The 24310-nt window shown below is 40.9% G+C and carries 16 protein-coding genes; 11 read left to right on the top strand and 5 right to left on the bottom strand.

Annotated elements, in window-relative coordinates:
• Positions 1–32: 32 nt before the first annotated feature.
• The 4 genes from pilB to HWV00_RS19400 form a co-directional block, all read right to left on the bottom strand.
• Complete coding sequence (gene pilB, locus HWV00_RS19415; protein WP_211683888.1) at positions 33–1736, bottom strand: type IV-A pilus assembly ATPase PilB; 1704 nt, start codon at positions 1734–1736, stop codon at positions 33–35.
• 6 nt (positions 1737–1742) lie between these two features.
• On the bottom strand, positions 1743–2201 hold the full coding sequence (locus tag HWV00_RS19410) for a prepilin-type N-terminal cleavage/methylation domain-containing protein (protein WP_211683886.1): 459 nt from the start codon (positions 2199–2201) through the stop codon (positions 1743–1745).
• 435 nt (positions 2202–2636) lie between these two features.
• The gene (gene nadC / locus HWV00_RS19405; RefSeq protein ID WP_211683884.1) at positions 2637–3479 is read right to left on the bottom strand and encodes a carboxylating nicotinate-nucleotide diphosphorylase; all 843 of its coding nucleotides are present in this window, start codon (positions 3477–3479) and stop codon (positions 2637–2639) included.
• 24 nt (positions 3480–3503) lie between these two features.
• Positions 3504–4010 carry a TIGR02281 family clan AA aspartic protease gene (locus HWV00_RS19400; protein WP_211683882.1) on the bottom strand — a complete coding sequence of 169 codons (507 nt, stop codon included), beginning with the start codon at positions 4008–4010 and terminating at the stop codon, positions 3504–3506.
• A gap of 153 nt (positions 4011–4163) precedes the next feature.
• Between HWV00_RS19400 and ampD the strand changes: the two genes are divergently transcribed.
• From ampD to HWV00_RS19355, 9 genes are all read left to right on the top strand, one after another.
• Positions 4164–4727, top strand: a complete 564-nt coding sequence (gene ampD / locus HWV00_RS19395) for a 1,6-anhydro-N-acetylmuramyl-L-alanine amidase AmpD (protein ID WP_211683880.1) — start codon at positions 4164–4166, stop codon at positions 4725–4727.
• Position 4728: 1 nt separating this feature from the next.
• Positions 4729–5577, top strand: coding sequence for a regulatory signaling modulator protein AmpE (gene ampE / locus HWV00_RS19390; RefSeq protein WP_211683879.1), 849 nt, complete (start codon positions 4729–4731; stop codon positions 5575–5577).
• Between the two features lie 357 nt (positions 5578–5934).
• Complete coding sequence (gene pdhR / locus HWV00_RS19385) at positions 5935–6696, top strand: pyruvate dehydrogenase complex transcriptional repressor PdhR (RefSeq protein ID WP_211683877.1); 762 nt, start codon at positions 5935–5937, stop codon at positions 6694–6696.
• Between the two features lie 84 nt (positions 6697–6780).
• Positions 6781–9438, top strand: coding sequence for a pyruvate dehydrogenase (acetyl-transferring), homodimeric type (aceE, locus tag HWV00_RS19380; protein WP_211683875.1), 2658 nt, complete (start codon positions 6781–6783; stop codon positions 9436–9438).
• A 10-nt stretch (positions 9439–9448) separates the two neighbouring features.
• Positions 9449–11020, top strand: a complete 1572-nt coding sequence (aceF, locus tag HWV00_RS19375) for a pyruvate dehydrogenase complex dihydrolipoyllysine-residue acetyltransferase (RefSeq protein ID WP_211683873.1) — start codon at positions 9449–9451, stop codon at positions 11018–11020.
• Positions 11021–11264: 244 nt separating this feature from the next.
• Positions 11265–12695, top strand: coding sequence for a dihydrolipoyl dehydrogenase (gene lpdA, locus HWV00_RS19370; RefSeq protein WP_211683871.1), 1431 nt, complete (start codon positions 11265–11267; stop codon positions 12693–12695).
• A gap of 283 nt (positions 12696–12978) precedes the next feature.
• Complete coding sequence (locus tag HWV00_RS19365; protein WP_255554832.1) at positions 12979–15180, top strand: patatin-like phospholipase family protein; 2202 nt, start codon at positions 12979–12981, stop codon at positions 15178–15180.
• A 276-nt stretch (positions 15181–15456) separates the two neighbouring features.
• The gene (gene acnB / locus HWV00_RS19360) at positions 15457–18036 is read left to right on the top strand and encodes a bifunctional aconitate hydratase 2/2-methylisocitrate dehydratase (protein ID WP_211683868.1); all 2580 of its coding nucleotides are present in this window, start codon (positions 15457–15459) and stop codon (positions 18034–18036) included.
• A gap of 172 nt (positions 18037–18208) precedes the next feature.
• Positions 18209–18580 carry a YacL family protein gene (locus HWV00_RS19355; protein ID WP_211683866.1) on the top strand — a complete coding sequence of 124 codons (372 nt, stop codon included), beginning with the start codon at positions 18209–18211 and terminating at the stop codon, positions 18578–18580.
• A gap of 36 nt (positions 18581–18616) precedes the next feature.
• Here HWV00_RS19355 and HWV00_RS19350 read toward each other — a convergent pair whose 3' ends face one another.
• Positions 18617–19234, bottom strand: coding sequence for a trimeric intracellular cation channel family protein (locus HWV00_RS19350; RefSeq protein ID WP_211683865.1), 618 nt, complete (start codon positions 19232–19234; stop codon positions 18617–18619).
• Positions 19235–19510: 276 nt separating this feature from the next.
• Here HWV00_RS19350 and metA point away from each other — a divergent pair, with 276 nt between their 5' ends.
• On the top strand, positions 19511–20422 hold the full coding sequence (gene metA / locus HWV00_RS19345) for a homoserine O-succinyltransferase (RefSeq protein WP_211683863.1): 912 nt from the start codon (positions 19511–19513) through the stop codon (positions 20420–20422).
• A 78-nt stretch (positions 20423–20500) separates the two neighbouring features.
• Entirely contained in the window at positions 20501–24220 is a 3720-nt protein-coding gene (gene metH, locus HWV00_RS19340; protein WP_211683861.1) for a methionine synthase, read from the top strand.
• Positions 24221–24310: the final 90 nt, after the last annotated feature.

Genomic DNA, 24310 nt, shown 5'->3' with positions numbered 1-24310 from the left:
CCTACTTAGTCAGAGGACGTTATTGATGAAGATTAATGACTCGTGATCCGCTCGACCTCAAGTAAGCTTGTTACCCCATCGATCACTCTCTGTAACGCAGACTGGCGTAATGTATCCATGCCTTCTTGTTGTGCTTGATCGTTTAGCTCCATCGAATTACTGCCTGTTAAAATCATGCGTGCGATCGTGTCAGACATTGGCATTACTTCGTAGATACCCACACGGCCTTTATAACCTTTAGTGCACTGATTACAGCCTATGGCTTTGAAAGGTGTGATCCCTTGGTTAATTTGTTGCGGGCTAAATCCGAGTTTGACTAATTCAACCGAAGGTATCTCCTCTGGTTGTTTGCATTCGTTACAAAGTCGTCGGCCAAGACGCTGGGCGATGATCAAGCTGACGGATGAACCAATATTATAAGCAGGAACCCCCATATTAGATAAACGGGTTAGCGTTTCAGCTGCGGAGTTCGTATGCAGTGTTGATAACACCAAGTGACCGGTTTGCGCTGCTTTGATCGCAATTTCAGCAGTTTCAATATCTCGGATCTCACCAACCATGACCACATCAGGATCTTGTCGTAAGAAAGAACGCAATGCACTGGGGAAAGTAAGCCCTGCTTTCAGGTTGATCTGTACTTGATTGATACCGGTTAAGTTGATCTCGATAGGATCTTCGGCTGTGGATATGTTGCGTTCGACAGTATTGAGAATATTTAATCCACTGTATAACGACACTGTTTTACCACTACCTGTTGGTCCAGTAACCAAGATCATACCTTGCGGTCTTTCTAATGCTTTAAGGTAAAGTGCTTTTTGTTTTTCATCATAGCCGAGAATATCAATGTTTAAACTGGCTTGATTCGAATCCAAGATCCGCATAACGACTTTCTCTCCCCACATGGTGGGCAAGGTACTAACACGGAGATCAACGGATTTATTTTTGGAAAGTTTTAACTTGATCCGACCATCTTGGGGAATACGACGTTCGGCAATATCCAGTTTTGCCATTACTTTTAATCGAGCTGAAAAGCGCATGGCTAAATTAACTGGAGGCGATACCATTTCGTGTAAAATACCGTCGATCCGAAATCGTACTCGGTATTTAAATTCGTAGGGTTCGAAATGAATATCTGAGGCACCCCTTTTGATTGCATCGAGTAGGATCTTGTTGACGAATTTAACAATCGGAGCATCGTCAGCGCTATCTTTGTTTTCTTGATCTAAGCGTGACTCGCTATTATCAACCTCTAAATCACCAATGTCGGCATCATTCAGATCGCCAAGGGCATCCATATCACTTTCGAGAACAATCTCTAAGGCTTTTTGTAATTGTATTTCATCAACTAAAAGCACTTCGGTATGCAGACTAAAGCTGAAAGAGAACTCTTCTAAGGCCGTTACGTTCGTTGGATCTGACATCGCGAGATACAGTGTTTGCCCTTGCACATAAATAGGCAATGCATGGTGCTTATCAATCAGTTTTTCATTAAGGAGATTATCGGGTATTTCTTCGAGCTTGAAAGTATCTAAATCGAGTAGAGGGACGCCGTACTCTCGCTCTAATAATTGCGCTAATGTGTGGCTATCAATGATGTTATTATCGACGAGATAGCTTGTGAAGGCTTTACCTTCCTGTTTGGCGCTTTGCAGAAGTGATGGGATCTCTTCTGTCGCGAGGTACGAATGTGCGACCAGGCTATGCGCTAGGCCGCTTGCGTTATGCTTGTGTTGCATTATGGCTTAGCAATAACCATTCACATCACATGTGCCACCTTGGACCCAAGATACTCTACCGTCAGCAGCTATTGTCCCTGCTAATGTATATGTAGTAGAGTTCGCATCATTAGCTACGGCAGTGATTAGTGCGCCACTTGAATTTACTGTATATTTTGTACTCGCAACATTACCATAACCTGTTGTGTCATCGGCCGGTATTCCTTTCTGACCATTTGTACCACATTTATCATTGTCAGCGGAAACGAAGCCTGCTGTACTTGTCAATCCTTGTATTTGAGCGCATAGCTCAACAGCTGTTTTTATTGGTCCTGTTGCGGCTATGACTTCTGAAAATTGTGCTCGCTTTGTATAATTCTGATAAGCAGGCATACCGACACCCGCCAAAATAGCCACAATCGCGACTACGATCATTAATTCAATTAACGTAAAACCTTGTTGTTGTGCTTTCTGTTGTACTCTCATTTTTTATATCCTTATAAAATTATCTAATAGTCCTTTAGTCATCAAATGGTATGAGATACTTGATGAGTTAGATTTATTTAAACGTTGATTTAACATTTTGTACACAATTATTTAACGATCAAGATCGAGTTATAAGACAATATGTCCAGATAATGACTTGATTTATTGACATATTATTATCTTGTACTAAGGCTTTAAAGTGTAAATGGAAGGCTTAGAAAGCTATTTCTAGATGAATGACTAAATAATGGATATGAAATAGGCATTAATTTTATTTTGCGTTATTTGTTGGGGATATAAAAAAGCACTGCGTCATAAGTGGCAGTGCTCAACTTTATTTTTACTACTTTAGAACTGGTTTTAACTAAGTGTTATATTTGGCTTTATATGTGTATTGGAACGGCCTTTAATAACGATTTAGCTAAAGCGCATTGATTATTTAATAAAGCGCATCGATAGATCAGTTGCTTGTACGTGTTTTGTTAACGCACCCACAGAGATGAAATCAACACCGGTCGCCGCAAAGCTTGCGAGTGTTTCAATTGTTACATTTCCTGATACTTCTAATTTCGCTTTACCTTGATTTAATTCAACCGCAGCACGCATCATTGGGATATCAAAGTTATCGATCATCACAATATCTGCGCCAGCGTCTAATGCTTGCTGTAGCTCTTCCAGACTTTCTGTTTCTACTTCAACAGGCTTACCAGGTTGTAATTCTTTTGCTTTAGCAATGGCGTTTTCAATGCCACCACAGGCCATGATGTGGTTTTCTTTAATCAGATAAGCATCGAATAGGCCGATACGGTGGTTTTTACCGCCACCACAAGTCACAGCATATTTTTGTGCAAAGCGTAGACCCGGGATTGTCTTACGGGTATCAAGCAACTGACATTTTGTACCTGCTAATTGATCGACATATTCTTTCGTTAACGTCGCAACACCAGATAATGTTTGTACGAAGTTCAATGCATTACGTTCGCCAGTTAATAGTGTGCGAGCAGGGCCTTCTAGGGTAAATAATGTTTGATCCGCTGCCACTAAATCACCATCAGCAACACACCAAGTCACTGTTACAGTATCACCGAGTTGGTGGAAAACTTCATCAACCCAGGCTTTACCACAAAATACTGCTTGTTCACGACTAATCACTTTGGCTTTAGCTTGTGTTTCTGCTGCGATTAAGTTTGCAGTGATATCACCTTCTGCCACACTTTGACCACCAAGGTCTTCTGCTAATGCGGTGCTTACTGCGCGGCGTATTTCTTGTTGTAACATAATAATTCCTAGGTCGATTAAAAACTAATACTCACTTAAGGTGAGGGTTTTGCCTTGCTGGACTAATTTAATTTGTTTTAATGCATTCATGCCTAACAGAATAGTATCACCTTGCATATAGGGATTAATATTCGCACTTAGGTCGTAGAAGGCGAGTTCACCAATGGTTAAGCTATCAAGGCGTGTTGAAAATACTTCAATCACACCATTGGCTGTATTCACAGATTGACTATAACCAGCATTCAAGCCAATCTTTTCGGCTACGGTTGCTGGAATGGATACCTGTGTCGCGCCAGTATCGAGTAAAAATTTTACCTGATAACCATTTATATAACCATTGGTAACATAGTGACCAGCACGATTTTGTTGCAACATAACAACTGCATTGCCATTTTGCTGGTAACTTTCGGGGCGTGTATTAGGGTTTTCTTGTTTCGATAAAAAATGGTTGAAGAATAGAGTCATGACAATTAACCCACTGATCCAGGCGATATAAGTCATGGTTTTGGCAATTTTTTGATTTCCATCCATTCTTGTTCTCCATTATGAGTGCGTTAATTATAAGCTTCGCATTTTACTGACTCTACTATGTTATTGCTAACGATATCATTGTAAAGTGAAGCAATTATGAGTGGTCGTGTTGAATAATATCAAAATTGATTATAGTTAGAAGGTATAAATACTGTGGCAAATAGACAACCAAGGTCCGATTTATTGGCAGATGCGACGTTTTTGTCATCACCACATTTTGATGAACGTCCAGCAGAGATTGATATCGATTTACTGGTTATTCATTGTATTAGCTTGCCACCTGAACAGTACGGTAGTGATTATGTAGAAGATTTTTTTCTAGGTAAACTTGATTGCAGCTTGCACCCATATTTTCAGAAGTTAGTATCAGTGCGAGTATCTGCGCATGTATATATTAAGCGTGATGGTCAATTAATTCAGTTTGTCCCTCTGGATAAACGAGCCTGGCATGCTGGGTTGTCGGAGTTTGCAGGAAAATCCCGTTGTAATGATTTCTCTATTGGTATTGAGCTTGAAGGGGATGTCAATCACCCATATACATCCGCACAGTATCAGCGCTTAGCGGCAGTGACTGCGGAAATTCAGCAAGGTTACCCTTTAATAACGCAAGATCGTATTACGGGTCACAGTGATATTGCTCCTGTGCGTAAAGATGATCCCGGCCCTCATTTTGACTGGCAACATTATTTTGCATGTTTAGATTTGAAGGATAATTGATATGGCATTAATCTCTTTACTGCTCGCATTACTTATTGAACGTGTTGTTCACCTTAGCGCTAAATTACAATTAGATAATGTCTTGCAGCGTTATCTTTATCCTTTACTGCCCTCTTTTATCAACCAAGGCTTACTTGGTACCCTGATGATTATTGCTTTACCTACCGCACTTATGTATAGCTTGTTAGATGCCATCTCAGGTTTGTATTATGGTGTTTTTACAGTGTGCGCTTGGTTAATGCTGCTGTTAATGAGTTTTGGTGGTAGTGACTATCGTCGCGATTATCGTCAATATCTAAAAGCATTAAGTCGTAATGATTTGGATGCTAAAGGCATGTACGCGGGTTGTTTAGATGTAAATAGCGACCGTTTTTGTTCCACATTACTTACCGAAGCGGTAGCGCAGCAACTTGTGTGGATTAATTACCGCTTTTATTTTGCTGTTATTTTTTATTTTGTTCTCGCGGGACCTGTTGGATTAACGATGTACGTGGTGGCGCGTAGTTACCATAAATACGTGATTCAACATCACAGCAAGCAATTAAATCGCAGTGGTATCCATCGCGTTATGCGCGTGGTTGATTGGTTACCTGCACGATTAACGATGTTTGGTTATGCTCTGGTAGCTGAAGAACAAGCGGCCTTACCACAAAGCTTACGTAGCTGGCGAGATGTATCCACACCTGAGTTTGATTTGTTAGGAAAAGTGGTATATCTCGCGAGTAAAGCAAATGTAAAAACAGATAAATGCTATGACTACACGTGTTATTTGGTACAACTTGCAAAGCGTAATATTATTTTATTTGTCACCGTAATTTCCCTCCTTACTATTAACGGTACTATTATTTAGCCTATATTAAATTTATCGATAGTTTATTTACAGTGGCTAACTTAGCTGGTAAATGCGTATTAATCCCTTATAAGTGGTAAGACCAATGAGTATTGGTTATCACTTTGGGGGTACTTTGTTGCGCGTTTATTTACACTGCATAGTGAATTTAGCTGGCTAAAGAGTATTAATCCTTACTTATGTGCTTTGTTTATGGGTTTATTTAGATTGATTTATACTGGTCAGTTTGATTTAAACACTATAAATGCGAACAAAAATGTCTATTTTTAATGACAATCGAACGTGGTTTTGGTAAATTGTCATGACTTAATATTAAATTGGTCTTACCAATTTACCACTGGTCATTTTGAGGTTCACATGGTCTATCGAAAAATTCAGCCGCCGAAGTTGTCTGATGCGATTGCAGAGCAACTAGAGCAAATGATTTTGGAAGGTAGTTTAGAATCCGGCCAGCGCTTACCTTCAGAGCGTGATTTAGCCCTACAGTTGGGTGTATCCCGTCCGACTGTACGCGATGCAATCTTACGTTTGGAAAGCAAAGGTTTATTGGAACGTCGTCAAGGACGTGGAACATGGGTGAAAAAGGTCATGGACCAAACACTGATGGAACCATTGTTTCAATTATTGACGACACACCCAGAAGCGCAATTAGATTTATTAGAATTTCGTCATGCCTTGGAAGGTATTTCTGCTTACTACGCTGCATTGCGTGGTACTGAAACAGACTTCCAGCAATTACGTGTTGCGCTTGATGCAGTGACTAAATCTGAATTAGCGCAAGATCCGCAGTTACAGGCTCAAGCCGTTAGCGCGTTTAATATTGCGGTCACCGCGGCATCACATAATATTGTGTTGTTGCATCTTCTGCGTGGTTTGAATCCATTGTTAGAAGATAATATTTGCCAAAATTTTAGGTTGTTGGAAAAGCGTCAAGGTGTGGTTGAACAAATTAGCCAACACCGTGGTGATATGCTCACTGCCATTCTTAACCGACAGCCAGAAACAGCCAGAGAAGCATGTCATGCCCATCTGGCTTATATCGAGCAAGCATTGCTAGATATTGGACGTGAAGATAGCCGCATTAATCGTGCGTCACGTCGTATAAAACAAGCTAAATAGTGTTACTAATGAATATTCTTAAACATACCTATGCTTAAGAATATTTCTTTAATGTTGTAGAGATCTAATAGTAAGGAATCTCATATGTCCGACATCTTAAAGCATGATGTAGACCCAATCGAAACTACCGAATGGCTAGAATCAATCGAATCTGTAATTCGTGAAGAAGGTCTTGAACGTGCGCAGTATTTATTAGAAAAAGTAATTGCAAAAGCACATCAAGACGGCGTTGCACTAGGTAAAGGCGGCATCACTACGGATTACATCAATAGTATCCGTACTGAAGACCAACCTGCATACCCAGGTGACGAAAAACTAGAACGTCGTATTCGTTCGATTATCCGCTGGAATGCTTTAATGATCGTACTACGTGCATCAAAGAAAGACTTAGAGTTAGGTGGCCACATGGCTTCTTTCCAGTCTTCTGCTGCACTTTACGATGTATGTTTCAACCACTTCTTCCGTGCTCCAACGGAAAAAGACGGTGGCGATTTAGTTTATTACCAAGGTCATATTTCTCCTGGTATTTACGCTCGTTCATTTGTTGAAGGTCGTTTAACTGAAGAACAACTAAATAACTTCCGTCAAGAAGTTGATGGTAAAGGTATCCCGTCATACCCACATCCTAAGTTGATGCCTGAATACTGGCAGTTCCCTACAGTATCTATGGGTCTTGGTCCATTCTCTGCTATCTATCAAGCTCGTTTCTTGAAATACCTAGATGGCCGTGGTCTAAAACAAACTGAAGACCAAACTGTATACGCTTTCCTAGGTGATGGCGAGATGGATGAACCAGAATCACGTGGCGCATTATCATTTGCTGCTCGTGAAGGTTTAGACAACTTAGTATTCGTAGTTAACTGTAACTTACAACGCCTAGATGGCCCAGTAATGGGTAACGGTAAAATCATCCAAGAACTAGAAAGCCTATTTAAAGGCGCTGGTTGGAATGTGATTAAAGTTGTATGGGGCGAAGAGTGGGATGAACTTCTTGCTAAAGACACGTCTGGTAAACTTCTACAGTTAATGAATGAAACTGTTGATGGCGATTACCAAACGTTGAAAGCTAAAGGCGGCGCTTACGTACGCGAGCATTTCTTTAATCGTTACCCTGAAACTGCTGCTCTAGTTGCAGATATGACTGATGATGAAATCTACGCACTTAAGCGTGGTGGTCATTCATCAAGTAAGCTTTACGCTGCTTATGCAAAAGCAAAAGCAACAGTAGGTTTACCAACAGTTATCCTCGCTAAAACTGTAAAAGGTTACGGCATGGGTGAAGCTGCTGAAGGTAAAAACATCGCGCACGGCGTGAAAAAAATGAAATCGGATACGCTTAAGCAATTCCGTGATCGTTTCGATGTACCTGTATCTGATGATCAATTATTAGAACTACCGTATGTAAAAATCGAAGAAGGTACGCCTGAACACGAATACTTACATGCACGTCGTAAAGAATTAAACGGTTACTTACCACAGCGTAAAGAAAACTTCTCTGGGAAATTAGATATCCCAACAGTTGAAGATTTCAGCGTGCTACTTGGTGAGCAAAAACGTGAAATCTCTACAACGATGGCTTATGTTCGTGCCTTAAACGTGCTGCTTAAGCATAAAGGTGTTGGCAAAAACATCGTACCAATTATCGCCGATGAAGCGCGTACATTTGGTATGGAAGGTTTGTTCCGTCAAGTTGGTATTTACAACCCTAAAGGTCAAGCATACACACCTCAAGATCGCGAAATTGTTTCTTACTATAAAGAAGAAACTAGCGGTCAAGTACTTCAAGAAGGTATTAACGAGTTAGGTGCTATGTCTTCTTGGGTTGCAGCGGCTACATCATATAGTACAAATGACGTACCTATGATCCCACTGTATATCTACTACTCAATGTTTGGTTTCCAACGTATTGGTGACTCTGCATGGATGGCTGGCGATCAAATGGCGCGTGGTTTCCTATTAGGTGCTACAGCTGGTCGTACAACGCTAAACGGTGAAGGTCTACAACACGAAGATGGTCACAGCTTAGTACAAGCAGGTCTTATCCCTAACTGTGTGTCTTATGACCCAACATTCGCTTATGAAGTTGCTGTTGTATTACAAGATGGTTTACGTCGTATGTACGGCGAGCAAGAGAATGTTTTCTACTACATCACATTGATGAACGAAAACTATGCTCACCATGCAATGCCTGAAGGTGCTGAAGCTGGCATCCGTAAAGGTATGTATAAGCTAGAAACTTATACTGGCGAAAAAGCAAAAGTACAATTATTAAGTTCAGGTACTATCATGATGCAAGTTCGCGAAGCGGCTCGTATCCTAAGTGAAGACTATGGTATCGGTTCTGACGTATTCTCTGTAACTTCATTCAATGAAATTGCACGTGATGGTCAAGACGTTGAACGTTACAACATGCTACACCCTGAAGCAGAGCAAAAAGTACCGTACATCACTACATTAATGAGTGATGCACCAGCTATTGCTGCGACAGATTATATCAAAAACTATGCAGAACAAGCGCGTGCATACGTGCCGACTTCATACAAAGTACTTGGTACAGACGGTTTTGGTCGTTCAGACAGCCGTGCAAACTTACGTCGTCATTTCGAAGTTAACGCGCAATACGTAGTTGTTGCTGCATTATCTGAATTAGTTAAGAAAGGCGAGCTAGAAAATCAAGTTGTTGTTGATGCAATTGCAAAATATAACATCGACGCTGATAAATTAAACCCTCTATACGCATAAGGTATAAAAAATGAGTATTGAAATTTTCGTTCCAGACATTGGTGATGATGAAGTAGAAGTAACTGAGATTTCCGTTCAAATCGGCGATACAGTTGCAGAAGAAGATACTTTGCTTGCTGTTGAGGGTGACAAAGCGTCTATGGAAGTTCCTGCACCACAAGCTGGTGTAGTACAAGAAATCCGTGTAAACGTTGGTGACAGTGTTAAAACTGGTTCATTAATCTTTATCTTCGCTGCTGAAGTTGCTGAAGCTGAGGTTGCTGTTGTTGCTGCTCCTGCTCCTGTAGCTGCCGCTGCTGCGCAAGTGCTAGAAGTTAACATTCCTGACATCGGCGACGATGAAGTGGAAGTAACTGAGATTTCAGTTAAAGTTGGCGATACTGTTGCTGAAGAAGATACGTTAATGGCTGTTGAAGGCGATAAAGCTTCAATGGAAGTTCCTGCACCATTCGCTGGTGTTGTGAAAGAAATTAAAGCAGCTGTAGGCGATAAAGTTACAACTGGTTCTTTCATCATGACATTTGAAGTTGCTGGCGCTGCACCTGCTGTTGCACCTGTAGCTGAAGCGGCGGCTCCGGCTCCTGCTGCAAAAGTTGAAGCTCCGAAAGCTGCTCCAGTTGCTGCAAAAGCACCTGAAGCAACTGGTTTCGTTGAAAACGACGCTTACCACCATGCATCTCCAGTAGTTCGTCGTCTAGCACGCGAATTCGGTGTTAACTTAGATAAAGTTGGCGCAACTGGTCGTAAAGGTCGTATCGCAAAAGAAGACGTACAAACTTACGTTAAAAATGCAGTTAAACGTTTAGAATCTGGCGCTACTGGCGGCAACGGTTCTGGTATGGACGTACTAGCATGGCCGAAAGTTGATTTCGCTAAATTTGGTGAAATCGAAGTTGTTAAGATGACTCGTATCCAGAAAATTTCTGGTCCGAACCTGCACCGTAACTGGGTTAAAATCCCACACGTTACACAGTTCGACGAAGCAGATATCACTGAACTAGAAGCGTTCCGTAAAGTTGAGAACAACAAACTTGTTAAGCAAGATAAAGGCTTCAAGATTTCTCCACTTATCTTCATCGTTAAAGCAGTTGCTAAAGCGTTAGCTGATTATCCGAAGTTTAACACTTCAATCGGCGAAGATGGCGAAACTATCATTCAGAAGAAATACATCAACGTTGGTGTTGCTGTTGATACACCAAACGGTCTAGTTGTTCCGGTTATCCGTAACGTTGACCAGAAAGGTATTTACGAGCTTTGCCAAGATCTTGCTGTTATCTCTAAGAAAGCACGTTCTGGTAAACTGACTTCTTCTGACATGCAAGGCGGTTGTTTCACAATCTCTAGCCTAGGCGGTATCGGTGGTACTCAATTTACACCAATCGTTAATGCTCCAGAAGTTGCAATTTTAGGCGTATCACGTTCTGAAATTAAACCTAAGTGGGATGGCAAAGACTTTGCTCCTCGTCTAATGTTACCAATGGCGCTTTCATATGATCACCGCGTGATCGATGGTGCTGATGGTGCTCGTTTTGTTACAGCATTAAACGGATATCTTTCAGATCTTCGTCAACTAGTACTTTAATTTTAGTTAAGCAAACGCTTAATTTTAATCGGGTAATAGTTTTAGTATTTAATTAAAGAGAAGTTTCGGTATTTAATCAGAAGAGTTATCGCATTTTTGCAATGTTTTAACTCTTTTTACTTCTCATTTATTTAACATATATGTAAAATTATCTGGATACGAACATCATTACTCAGAAGCTTTAAATTGTGCCTCTGAGTGAGGTAACCGCCATTCCAGATAATTAAATGACAACGAGGTCATAATGAGTAATGAAGTTAAAGCTCAAGTAGTAGTACTTGGCGCTGGTCCTGCGGGCTACTCTGCTGCATTCCGTGCTGCAGATCTAGGTTTAGAAACTGTAATCATCGAACGTTACAACACACTAGGTGGTGTTTGTCTTAACGTTGGTTGTATCCCTTCAAAAGCTTTACTACACGTAGCTAAAGTAATCGAAGAAGCAAAATCATTAGCTGATCACGGTATCGTGTTCGGCGAACCACAAACTGACATCAACAAAATCCGTTCATGGAAAGAAAAAGTTGTTGGTCAATTAACTGGTGGTCTTGGCGGTATGGCTAAGATGCGTAAAGTTAAAGTGGTTGAAGGTTTAGCACAATTTACTGGCGCTAACACTATTGAAGCAACAGACCGTGACGGTAACGTTACAACTGTTAACTTTGATAATGCAATCATTGCAGCGGGTTCTCGCCCAGTTAAACTACCATTCATCCCGCATGAAGATCCACGCGTTTGGGATTCAACTGATGCACTAGAACTTAAAGAAGTTCCTGGTAAATTACTTGTTCTTGGTGGTGGTATTATCGGTCTAGAAATGGGTACTGTGTACTCTGCACTAGGTTCTGATATTGACGTTGTTGAGTTTGCAGATCAATTAGTACCTGCAGCGGATAAAGACATCGTTAAAATTTATGCTAAAGCAGTTAAAAACAAATTTAACGTAATGCTAAGCACAAAAGTAACTGCTGTTGACGCAAAAGAAGACGGTCTATATGTTACGTTTGAAGGCAAAAAAGCGCCTGCTGAACCAGTACGTTATGACGCTGTGCTTGTTGCTGTTGGTCGTGTACCAAACGGTCTTGGCTTAAATGCTGAGAAAGCGGGTATTAATGTAACTGAACGTGGTTTTATTGAAACAAATAAAACGATGAGCACGAACGTTCCACACATCTTTGCAATCGGCGATATCGTTGGTCAACCTATGTTGGCGCATAAAGGTGTGCATGAAGGTCACGTTGCTGCAGAAAACATTGCTGGCAAGAAACACTTCTTCGATCCTAAAGTTATTCCTTCAATTGCTTACACTGAGCCAGAAATGGCGTGGGCAGGTCTAACTGAGAAAGAAGCGAAAGAGCAAGGCGTAAACTACGAAGCTGCTGTATTCCCTTGGGCTGCATCAGGTCGTGCGATCGCTTCTGACGCATCTAACGGTATGACTAAGTTATTATTCAACAAAGACACTAACCGTATCATCGGTGGTGCTATGGTTGGTACTAACGCTGGTGAATTACTAGGTGAAGTTTGTCTAGCAATTGAAATGGGTTGTGATGCAGAAGATATCGCATTAACAATTCATGCTCACCCAACGTTACACGAATCAGTTGGTATGGCTGCAGAAATTTATGAAGGTTCTATTACAGATCTTCCTAATGCAAAAGCTGTGAAGAAAAAATAATTTAGCGATTTAATCGTTACACGTTAACGAATTAATTGTTAAGAGTAGAAAGCGACCTTAGGGTCGCTTTTTTTATGCCTGAAATAAGGTGTTTTAAAGTAGAAGTTGCTAATATAGAAAGATATATACAGTTGCTCCCATTGGATGGGGGTGAATTACTTCTTAGGAACACAGTCAAAATATGTTACAGATTAAACGGACTTTTCGTTCTTCATTTAAAATGATGAATTTGCTACTCCTCTCTTTTATTAGCCTCCAGTTAAACACTGCGCTCGCCGCAGATATGACAGCAGATACTGACAGCAGTGAACCGCAGCGGCCTAAAATTGGTCTTGCCTTAAGTGGTGGTGGTGCAAAAGGTGCTGCGCATTTAGGTGTCATTAAGTATTTAGAAAAAAATAATATCCCCGTTGATTATATATCGGGTACCAGTATGGGCTCGTTTATTGGTGGTATGTATGCCATGGGACGTTCAACGGAGCAAATCGAAACCATACTAGCGGAGTATGATTGGAGCCAAGGGTACAATGATGACGTACCGCGCGAGAGTCTTTCAGTGAGAGAGAAGCAGCGTCAGGACTCGTTTCAGATACAGACTAATATAGGCTTTGATGGGACAAGTATTGAATACCCATCTGGCTTTGTCCAAGGCCAAGGCATGGCAAAATTATTACGTCTATCAACCAATAGTTTGCCTTATGTTCGCCACTTTGATTTGTTACCTATTCCTTACCGTGCGATAGCGACGAATGTTGAAACCATGCAAGAAGTTGTATTAGAGCGTGGTGATTTATCGAAAGTGATGCAAGCGAGTATGTCTATTCCTGGTGCGTTAACACCTGTATTTATAGAAGATCAGCACCTTGTTGATGGTGGTATGGTTAATAATTTACCGGTATCTATCTTACAAGATATGGGGGCGGATATTATTATCGCTGTAGATATCGGCTCACAGCTTTATAGTCAGGAAGAAATCACCAGTGCTTTCCTTATCTTTGATCAACTGTCTAGTTCAATGACTCGTGCCAGTGCCAATCAACAAATTTTGAAACTATCAGAACGGGACGTGCTACTTAGTCCTGAGATTGATGGCATCGGAACAGCTGATTTTGCATTAATGCCTGATGCTGTTAAACGTGGTGAAAAATCGGCTGAAAATGCCAGTGCCAAGTTAACGGTATTATCAGTATCTGATGCGGACTATGCCTTGTACCAGCAGCAAAAGGTAATCAAAAAGCAGCAGCTGGCAGAAATAGATACCATTGATATCAATAGTATTAAAATTAATACCGATACACGATTAAGCCCGCGAGTTATCGAAAACAAATTAAGTATAAAAAAAGGCGATAAGATCTCGGTTGCAGAGTTAGAGCAAAAAATTGACGATCTTTATGCATTAAATTTATTTCAAAAAATAGATTACAGTATTACTGATAAAAATGGCATGCAGGACTTACACGTTAATGTGGTAGAGAAAAGTTGGGGTCCAGGTTATGTGGATTTTAAGTTCAACATTCAACAATCAACCACCAGTGATGACAGTCAGCAAATCGGTTTGCAATATATCTTAAGTGATTTGAATCGATTGGGCGGGGAGTGGCGTACTGAACTTGTGTATGGTTCGGATTCAAATATCAGTACTGAGTTATATACACCGATTGATTATAACCAACACTTTTTCTTTAAAACTGGTGTACGCCTAGAGAATTATGAAAGTAAACTTTATGTCGGCACTGTTGATAACCCAGATTTAAACCCGATTGGTGATGTGTTTGAATACTTCCCTGTGAGAACAGAGCAAGTGGGCGTTTACGCTGAGTTAGGGGTTATTCCTTTTGACTGGGCTGAGATTGCTATCGGCAGCTACTATCAATCTGGAACGGCTGAAATTATCGGTACCAATATTAATAATAAATTTGATAGTCAGGGTTGGTATTTAAAAACACGTTTAGATTCATTTGATAACATCTCCTTTCCAACAAAGGGATTTAAGCTTGATTCAGATGTTTATATAGATACTGGTGATTATTTAAATAGCAGTGAAAATAATGTCTTTTTCAGCTTGGATTGGCGTAATGCGATGTCATTCAATCGTTCTACGTTTGAGTTTAAGGCATCGATAGCGAGTTATGATGGTCCGGCTATTTCACCTACCTTTGAAGTCGGATTAGGTGGTTTTCAAAATCTATCTGGTTACGGCATTAATGAACTAACCGGTAATCACAAAGGACTGCTGGCATTAATCTATCGTCATCGTTTATTGGATAATAATTTTGGCGCTTTCTCATTACCACTTTATCTAGGTGCTTCAGTCGAGCAAGGTAATGTGTGGAACGATACTGATGATATTAGTTTTAATTCGACTATTACTGCGGGTAGTGTGTTTATCGCTTTAGATACCGGCATTGGTCCAGTGATGTTGTCTTATGGTTATGCTGAAGGTGGGCATGCTTCAGCCTACCTCTTCATTGGTAATAATTTCTAGATGTAAGCTATAACTATTCACGTAAATTAGGTATGCTTTTTACACCATAAGTTTGATGAATGTTGAGTATTTATGTAAAAAGCCTGCTGCACTTGCTGCTTTAATTTTAATTTTAAGTTAAAAATGTTATATTTGTGAACACTCTGCAAGGGGCCTTAATGTTTTAGTGCTGAATTCACATAAATTATTATTGAATTTACATAACAAATTAATAGATTAGGGTTAAATATAACAAGGATGTCCACCAAAGGTGGCATAAACTAAGAGGAATGAGTCGTGTTAGAAGCTTATCGTAAACATGTCGAAGAACGTGCCGCTGATGGGGTTGTGCCTAAACCTCTTGATGCTGAACAAGTTGCTGGTCTAGTTGAATTGGTAAAAGCACCAATTGCTGGCGAAGAAGAATTTATTTTAGATCTTTTAACTAATCGCGTACCACCAGGTGTGGACGAAGCTGCTTATGTTAAAGCAGGTTTTTTAACTGCGGTAGCTAAAGGCGAAGCGACATCACCGATCTTATCTGCAGAACGTGCTACTGAATTATTAGGCACAATGCAAGGTGGTTACAACATCGAAACATTGGTTGAACTACTTGATGTTGACGCACTTGCACCAATCGCTGCAAAAGCTTTATCACACACATTATTAATGTTTGATGCTTTCTATACTGTTGAAGAAAAAGCAAAAGAAGGTAACAAATTCGCACAGCAAGTTATGCAATCTTGGGCTGATGCGGAATGGTTCTTAAGCAAACCTGAAGTTGCTGAAAAAATTACAGTAACTGTATTTAAAGTACCTGGCGAAACGAATACTGATGATTTATCGCCTGCACCTGATGCATGGTCTCGTCCAGATATTCCACTGCATGCACTTGCAATGCTTAAAAATGAGCGTGAAGGTGTTTCTGCTACGCCATTACAAGCTATTGAAGAACTCAAAGAAAAAGGTCATCAAGTTGCTTACGTTGGTGATGTTGTTGGTACGGGTTCATCTCGTAAATCAGCGACTAACTCTGTGTTATGGTGTATGGGTGATGATATCCCGTTCGTACCTAACAAACGTGGCGGTGGTATTTGTATCGGTTCTAAAATCGCGCCAATCTTCTTCAATACAATGGAAGATTCAGGTGCACTACCGTTAGAATTTGATGTAAGTGACCTAAGCACGGGTGACGTTATTGATATCTACCCTTACCAAGGTGTGGTTAAAGCTAACGAAACTGGCGCTGCAATTACAGAATTTAAAATTAAAACAGATGTAATTCTGGATGAAGTGCGTGCTGGTGGTCGTATTCCACTGATTATCGGTCGTGGTTTAACGACGCGTGCACGTACTGCGTTAGGTCTAGAAGATTCAACTGTATTCCGTCTACCTGAAGATGTAGCGGCTTCGAGCAAAGGTTACTCTTTAGCACAGAAGATGGTTGGTAAAGCATGTGGTGTAACGGGCGTTCGTCCTAACCAATATTGCGAGCCAAAAATGACAACGGTTGGTTCTCAAGATACAACGGGTCCAATGACACGTGATGAGCTTAAAGATCTAGCGTGTCTTGGTTTCTCAGCTGACTTAGTTATGCAGTCTTTCTGTCATACAGCGGCTTATCCAAAACCAGTTGATGTACAAACTCACCATACGTTACCTGACTTTATTCGTAACCGTGCGGGTGTTTCTCTACGTCCGGGTGATGGTGTAATTCACTCATGGTTAAACCGTATGTTATTACCAGATACAGTTGGTACTGGTGGTGATTCACATACACGTTTCCCATTAGGTATTTCATTCCCTGCGGGTTCTGGCCTAGTTGCATTTGCAGCAGCAACAGGTGTTATGCCACTTGATATGCCAGAGTCTATCTTGGTACGCTTTAAAGGTGAACTACAGCCGGGTATCACATTACGTGACCTTGTTAATGCTATCCCTTACTATGCGATCCAGAAAGGTCTACTGACTGTTGAGAAAGAAGGTAAAATCAATGCATTCTCTGGTCGTGTACTAGAAATTGAAGGTTTACCTGAGCTTAAAGTTGAGCAAGCATTTGAATTATCAGATGCATCTGCAGAGCGTTCTGCTGCAGGTTGTTCAATCAAACTTAGCGAAGCACCAATCATTGAATATCTAGAGTCTAACATAGTGATGTTAAACTGGATGATTGCTGAAGGTTATGGCGATCCTAAAACGATTGCTCGCCGTGTAGCTGAAATGAAAGCTTGGATTGCTGATCCACAACTACTTGAAGCTGACGCAGATGCAGAATACGCAGAGATCATCGAGATCGATCTAGCTGACGTGAAAGAACCTATCCTAGCTTGTCCAAATGATCCAGATGATGTGAAACTGTTATCTGATGTTGCTGGTGTTGCAATTGACGAAGTATTTGTTGGTTCATGTATGACTAACATCGGTCACTTCCGTGCTGCTGGTAAGTTACTTGAGAAGTTCAACGGTTCACTACCAACACGTATGTGGGTAACACCACCAACGCGTATGGACGCTGCACAACTAAGTGACGAAGGTTATTACTCAATCTTCGGCAAAGCTGGCGCTCGTACTGAAATGCCAGGTTGTTCACTATGTATGGGTAACCAAGCCCGTGTAGGTGATAATACGACAGTTGTTTCTACTTCAACACGTAACTTCCCGAACCGTCTTGGTACTGGTGCAATGGTTTACCTGAGTTCTGCTGAAGTTGCTGCAGTTGCGGCAATTAAAGGTAAGATCCCAACCGTTGCTGAGTACATGGAACTGGCTTCTGAGATTGATGCAACAGCGGCGGATACATACCGTTACTTAAACTTCGACAAAATCGCATCTTACATAGAAAAAGCGAACGAAGTTATTGCTCAAGAAGCAGTTTAATTAACAACTAATATCGTTACGACTTTATTGTTAATTAGTTAGTTCGAAATAGAAAAATAATGAAACGGCTCCCGCGTTAATCGGGAGCCGTTTTTGTTTCCGTCATTGTTTGCTACAATCCCCTCGATAACTCTATTAAACTATTATCTATAACTAATAAGCAGGCATAACCGTGGATTTTGAATTTCGAAAAGATACCCTTACAGATACCTACCGAGTAATCATATCAATGGAACAGATGGCGTTAGGTAATTGGTTTCAAGGCACTTTGGGCACGGATAAAGCGACTATTGCACTGATCCAAGCTGAGCTCGACTTATTAAAATCGCGCCAAAAACAAGAATATCGTTTAATTGGTGATGAAATGACATTAACTCTAACGCAGGAAGATGCGTGTGTTTGTGCGAACTCAGAGCTCATTGATTTTGGGGAAGAGTTAGAAGATGACATGCATTTTTATGATGCGGAAACAGTAGCAGTTTGCGGCTTGGAAGATTTTGAAGTCTTACTCCAAGCCTGGTTACGCTTTTTTAGTCAGCGCTAGTGCTATTTATTTCGCGATAGTTCCGGATAGTTCTGTTTAGTCCCATTCTTCCGATGTGTAGCTAAAGGTAGGTAAAGACCATTTCCAATAAATAGCGCATAAACGCAATGTAACACCGACACAGAAGGCCACAATAAGATTGATATTGTGGTCAATACCTAGCGTTTCTAAGCTCAAGTAAAGTACCGCAACTAATAACGAGATACCCGCGTAGATTTCTTTACTGAATACCACTGGTGTTCGGTTGCAAAGTAGGTCACGTAATACACCGCCACAAATACCCGTGATCATCCCAGCCATAATTATCACGGTTGGGTGGTACCCCAGTTTCATTGCCACGTTACAGCCAATAATCGTAAATGCAATCAGACCAAGCGCATCCAATACCAAGAACAAACGGCGTAAATGATTCATGTGTTTAGCAATTAAAATAGTAAACAAACCTGCACATATTGTAATGTAGACATAGTGTGGATGCTGTGTCCAAGATATCGGAAAATTCCCCAATAATAGATCACGTACAGTACCACCACCAAGTGCGGTAACAAATGCGATAACCGCCACACCGAAGATATCCATATTACGACGGCCAGCCATTAATGCGCCAGACATAGCTTCGGCAGTAATGGCAATTAAATAGATGTAAGTGAGCATTGTTTGCAAACCTTTAAATTAAGAGTTGGTAACTGGGTATCAATCCATTGAAAATAGGTCGCGATCCTTGCAAGCAGGCGATCCTATCATAAACATTATTATGGTCAACTGAATAGGAAGGGGTGAACAACTAAAACTGAATTTGAGGTCAGGATTTTATTTATACTCGGAATGTGCACCTTGTTATAAGGGATTAAATCCGTTGTAACACTTACAAAGGATATATAAATAGGGTAGACTTCTGGATGGCTAATGTATTACTTAAGGATGGGAATAATGCCGATTAGAATTAAAGACGGGTTACCGGCTGCAGAAATATTAGGTAATGAAAATATTTTTGTGATGTTAGACTCACGTGCAACCAAGCAAGAAATCAGACCGCTTCAGGTCGTTATTCTTAACCTTATGCCGAAGAAAATTGAGACTGAAAATCAGATTTTACGGTTATTATCGAATACGCCACTGCAAGTGAATGTAGAGCTATTACGTATTGATTACCGAGCCTCTAAAAATACCCCTCAAGAACACATTGATGAGTTCTATCATGATTTTGAACGCATTCGTCATAACAATTATGATGGCTTAATTATAACGGGTGCACCGTTGGGCTTAGTTGATCATGATGAAGTGGTGTATTGGCCACAAATTGAAGAAATCATCAACTGGTCTAAAACTCATGTCGTTTCGACCTTATTCCTATGCTGGGCTGCGCAAGCTGCATTGAAAGTTCTGCATGGTATTGATAAAAAAATCCACGATAAGAAATTTTCTGGTGTCTATCCACAGCAAACATTCCATCGCCATAATCCGTTAGTGCGTGGCTTTGATGATGAATTTTCAGTGCCGATGTCACGCTACGCTAATTTTTCCGCTGATATGTTTAAAGACACAGATTTAAATATTTTAGCTGCCAATGATGAAACAGGTGTGTATTTAGCGGCATCAAAAGATTTCCGTCAGGTATTTGTAACAGGACATCCTGAATACAGTGCTGGCACTTTACACCAAGAATATATGCGTGATCTTGCTGATGGTGTAGAAGCAGATGTACCCGTTAATTATTATAAAAACAACGATGCCGAAAATGCACCTCGTGTTACTTGGCGTAGTCATGGTAATCTGCTCTATAGCAACTGGTTAAACTATTACGTTTATCAAGAAACGCCATATGACTTAAACGATCTATAGACGTTACTGATACGTCTAGATTAGTATCAAATAATAAGACTCAGGATTGGGTCTGCAGTACATTAAACGAGGGATCTTGTGGCTACTATAAAAAATAAACAGCAACTAGAACAGCAATTAAAACAGCGTATCATGCTTATCGATGGCGGCATGGGTACGATGATCCAAGACTATAAATTAGAAGAAGCTGATTACCGTGGTGAACGCTTTGCTGACTGGCATTGCGACGTCAAAGGTAACAATGATTTATTGGTATTAAGTAAGCCACAGCTAATTGCTGATATTCATAAAGAGTACCTCGATGCTGGCGCAGATATTCTTGAAACCAATACCTTCAATGCGACAACTATCGCGATGGCTGATTATGATATGGAATCATTATCGGCAGAGATTAACCGCGAAGCTGCACGTATCGCCCGTCAAGTTGCTGATGAAAAAACCGCAGAAAATCCAGACCGTCCCCGATTTGTTGCTGGTGTATTAGGACCGACAAACCGTACGTGTTCAATTTCTCCTGATGTAAATGATCCCGCTTTTCGTAATACCTCATTTGATCTCATGGTTGAAGCCTATATTGAATCAACCAAGGCCTTAATCGAAGGTGGCTCAGATATTATTCTGATCGAAACTATCTTTGATACCTTGAATGCGAAAGCAGCTGTATTTGCGGTTAAGACTGTATACGAAGAACTGGGTTATGAATTACCTATCATGATCTCAGGTACAATCACTGATGCCTCGGGTCGTACATTAACAGGGCAAACAACAGAAGCTTTTTATAATTCATTACGCCATGCAGAACCGATCACTTTTGGTCTTAACTGTGCATTAGGGCCGGATGAATTACGCCAATATGTCGATGAACTATCACGTATCTCTGAAAGCTATGTTACCGCGCATCCCAATGCCGGTTTACCAAATGCGTTTGGTGAGTATGACTTAAGCCCTGAAGACATGGCTATGCATATTAAAGAATGGGCGGAAGCTGGTTTCTTAAATATGGTCGGTGGTTGTTGTGGTACCACGCCTGAGCACATCCAAGCGATGGCCGATGCCGTTGAAGGTGTTAAGCCCCGTCAATTACCTGAAATCGAAGTTGCTTGTCGTCTTAGTGGTTTAGAGCCATTAACGATTACTAAAGACAGCCTGTTTATTAACGTCGGTGAACGTACCAATGTAACTGGTTCAGCACGTTTCAAACGTCTGATTAAAGAAGAGAATTACGACGAAGCATTACATGTTGCCCAGCAGCAAGTCGAAGCTGGCGCACAGATCATCGATATTAATATGGATGAAGGTATGCTTGATTCGCTGCATTGTATGCAACGCTTCTTAAACCTAGTTGCTTCAGAACCAGAAATTTCGAAAGTGCCAATCATGGTGGATTCATCGAAATGGGAAATCCTTGAAGCGGGTCTGAAATGCGTTCAGGGTAAAGCGATTGTTAACTCTATTTCATTGAAAGAGGGTGAAGATAACTTCCGCCGCCAAGCAACATTAATCCGCCGTTATGGCGCTGCGATGATTGTGATGGCGTTTGATGAAGATGGTCAGGCGGATACTCAAGAACGTAAATTTGAGATTTGTAAGCGTTCTTATGACATTTTGGTTCGTGAGTTAAATTACCCACCAGAAGACATTATCTTTGATCCAAATATCTTTGCTGTAGCAACGGGTATTGATGAGCATAATAATTATGCGGTTGATTTCATCGAAGCGGTAAAAGACATTAAACGCGAACTGCCGCATGCGATGATCTCGGGTGGTGTGTCTAACGTGTCCTTCTCATTCCGTGGTAACAATCCGCTACGTGAAGCTATCCATGCTGTGTTCTTGTATTACTGTATCCGTGAAGGCATGGATATGGGTATTGTAAATGCAGGGCAGCTGGCTATTTATGATGATCTGCCAAAAGAACTGCTCGATGCGGTTGAAGATGTGATCCTTAATCGTAATGATAATGCCACTGAAGCGTTACTTGATATTGCCGATAAGTACCGTGACTCCGGTGTTGAAGTGGAAGCTGAAACACAGGAATGGCGTGGTTTTGATGTTAATAAACGTTTAGAGCACGCATTAATTAAAGGTATCACTGAATTTATTGATGAAGATACTGAAGAAGCACGTCAACAAGCAACACTACCGATTGAAGTAATCGAAGGTCCGTTAATGGATGGTATGAATGCGGTTGGTGATTTATTTGGTGCAGGTAAAATGTTCTTACCGCAAGTGGTTAAATCTGCCCGCGTAATGAAACGCGCAGTGGCTTATTTAAATCCTTATATTGAAGCGTCAAAACAGAAAGGCTCTTCAAACGGTAAAGTATTATTAGCGACCGTAAAAGGTGACGTACATGATATTGGCAAAAATATCGTTGGCGTAGTTTTACAGTGTAATAACTATGAAATCGTTGATATGGGCGTAATGGTATCTTGTGACGATATTCTGAAAACCGCCGTTGCAGAAAACTGTGACATTATTGGTTTATCAGGACTGATCACCCCCTCATTGGATGAAATGGTTCACGTAGCAAAAGAATGCCAACGTAAAGGTTTTAAATTACCAATCCTGATTGGCGGTGCAACAACATCAAAAGCCCATACTGCGGTTAAGATTGAGCAAAACTATGACGAACCTGTCATCTATGTATCGAATGCATCTCGTGCGGTTGGTGTGGTATCAGCGTTATTATCTGAAACCAAGAAGCCTGAATTGACGGCTAGAATGGCGAAAGAATACGAAACCGCGCGTGAACAACATGCGCGTAAGCGTCCGCGTAGTGCGCCAGTAACCTTAGAGCAAGCCCGCGCAAATAAAGCGCCAATTGACTGGGTTAATTACACTCCGCCAGTACCAAAGACACTCGGTGTGCAGAAATACATTAGTTATTCGATTAAAGAACTGCGTAAGTATATCGATTGGACGCCTTTCTTCATGACATGGACATTAGCGGGTAAATACCCTCGTATTCTGACCGATGATGTTGTTGGCGTGGAAGCAACGCGTTTATTCAATGATGCTAATGACATGCTTGACCGTTTAGAAGAGGGCGGCGCTGGACTTGACGGTGTACCTGATGATTATCAAATATCAGCAAATGGTGTTATCGGTTTATTCCCTGCTAATACAGTGAATGACGATACTATCGAAGTGTATACCGATGAAACGCGCACACAGGTACTCACTAAGCTTGAACATTTACGTCAGCAAACCAAGAAAAAGCCAGGACAATATAATAATTGTTTAGCTGATTTCGTGGCGCCTAAAGAGTCAGGTAAATTCGATTACGTTGGTGCATTTGCAGTAACTGGTGGTATCGGTGAAGATGATGTCGCGAATTATTTCAAAGGTATTGAGGACGATTACAACGCTATTCTTGTGCAATCTGTATGTGACCGTTTAGCGGAAGCAATGGCTGAGCGTCTGCATGAATTAGTGCGTAAAGAAGAGTGGGGTTTTACACCGACAGAAGAATGGAATAACGATGATCTGATCCGTGAAAAATACCAAGGTATTCGTCCGGCTCCGGGTTATGCTGCTTGTCCTGAACATACCGAGAAAGGCACTATTTGGGAATTATTAGACCCAGAAAGTATTGGTATGAAACTAACGTCATCTTATGCAATGTGGCCTGGTGCCGCGGTATCAGGTTGGATATTCTCCCATCCTGAGTCTCGTTATTTTGCGGTTGCGTCTATTCAAGAAGACCAAGTGAAAGATTATGCTGAACGTAAAAACATGACGCTTGAAGAAGCCGAACGTTGGCTAGGGCCTAACTTAGGTTATGCGCCTGATTAACGTGATGTATTGAGTATAAAAAATGCCCGTATAGTTAATTAACTATACGGGCATTTTTATAACTCACTATTAATAATAACATTTACCTTT

Origin of the sequence: Moritella sp. 24, assembly GCF_018219155.1 — a bacterium.
Taxonomy (GTDB): Bacteria; Pseudomonadota; Gammaproteobacteria; order Enterobacterales; family Moritellaceae; genus Moritella.
This window is presented reverse-complemented; position numbering and strand designations above follow the sequence as displayed.

What these genes read in the sequence shown, in the direction of transcription:
- nadC (WP_211683884.1), bottom strand. Translation starts at nt 3,479, where the DNA reads ATGTTACAACAAGAAATACGCCGCGCAGTAAGCACCGCATTAGCAGAA.
- HWV00_RS19400 (WP_211683882.1), bottom strand. Translation starts at nt 4,010, where the DNA reads ATGGATGGAAATCAAAAAATTGCCAAAACCATGACTTATATCGCCTGG.
- HWV00_RS19350 (WP_211683865.1), bottom strand. Translation starts at nt 19,234, where the DNA reads ATGCTCACTTACATCTATTTAATTGCCATTACTGCCGAAGCTATGTCT.
- HWV00_RS19365 (WP_255554832.1), top strand. Translation starts at nt 12,979, where the DNA reads ATGACAGCAGATACTGACAGCAGTGAACCGCAGCGGCCTAAAATTGGT.
- pdhR (WP_211683877.1), top strand. Translation starts at nt 5,935, where the DNA reads ATGGTCTATCGAAAAATTCAGCCGCCGAAGTTGTCTGATGCGATTGCA.
- ampE (WP_211683879.1), top strand. Translation starts at nt 4,729, where the DNA reads ATGGCATTAATCTCTTTACTGCTCGCATTACTTATTGAACGTGTTGTT.
- pilB (WP_211683888.1), bottom strand. Translation starts at nt 1,736, where the DNA reads ATGCAACACAAGCATAACGCAAGCGGCCTAGCGCATAGCCTGGTCGCA.
- HWV00_RS19410 (WP_211683886.1), bottom strand. Translation starts at nt 2,201, where the DNA reads ATGAGAGTACAACAGAAAGCACAACAACAAGGTTTTACGTTAATTGAA.
- aceE (WP_211683875.1), top strand. Translation starts at nt 6,781, where the DNA reads ATGTCCGACATCTTAAAGCATGATGTAGACCCAATCGAAACTACCGAA.
- metA (WP_211683863.1), top strand. Translation starts at nt 19,511, where the DNA reads ATGCCGATTAGAATTAAAGACGGGTTACCGGCTGCAGAAATATTAGGT.
- lpdA (WP_211683871.1), top strand. Translation starts at nt 11,265, where the DNA reads ATGAGTAATGAAGTTAAAGCTCAAGTAGTAGTACTTGGCGCTGGTCCT.
- aceF (WP_211683873.1), top strand. Translation starts at nt 9,449, where the DNA reads ATGAGTATTGAAATTTTCGTTCCAGACATTGGTGATGATGAAGTAGAA.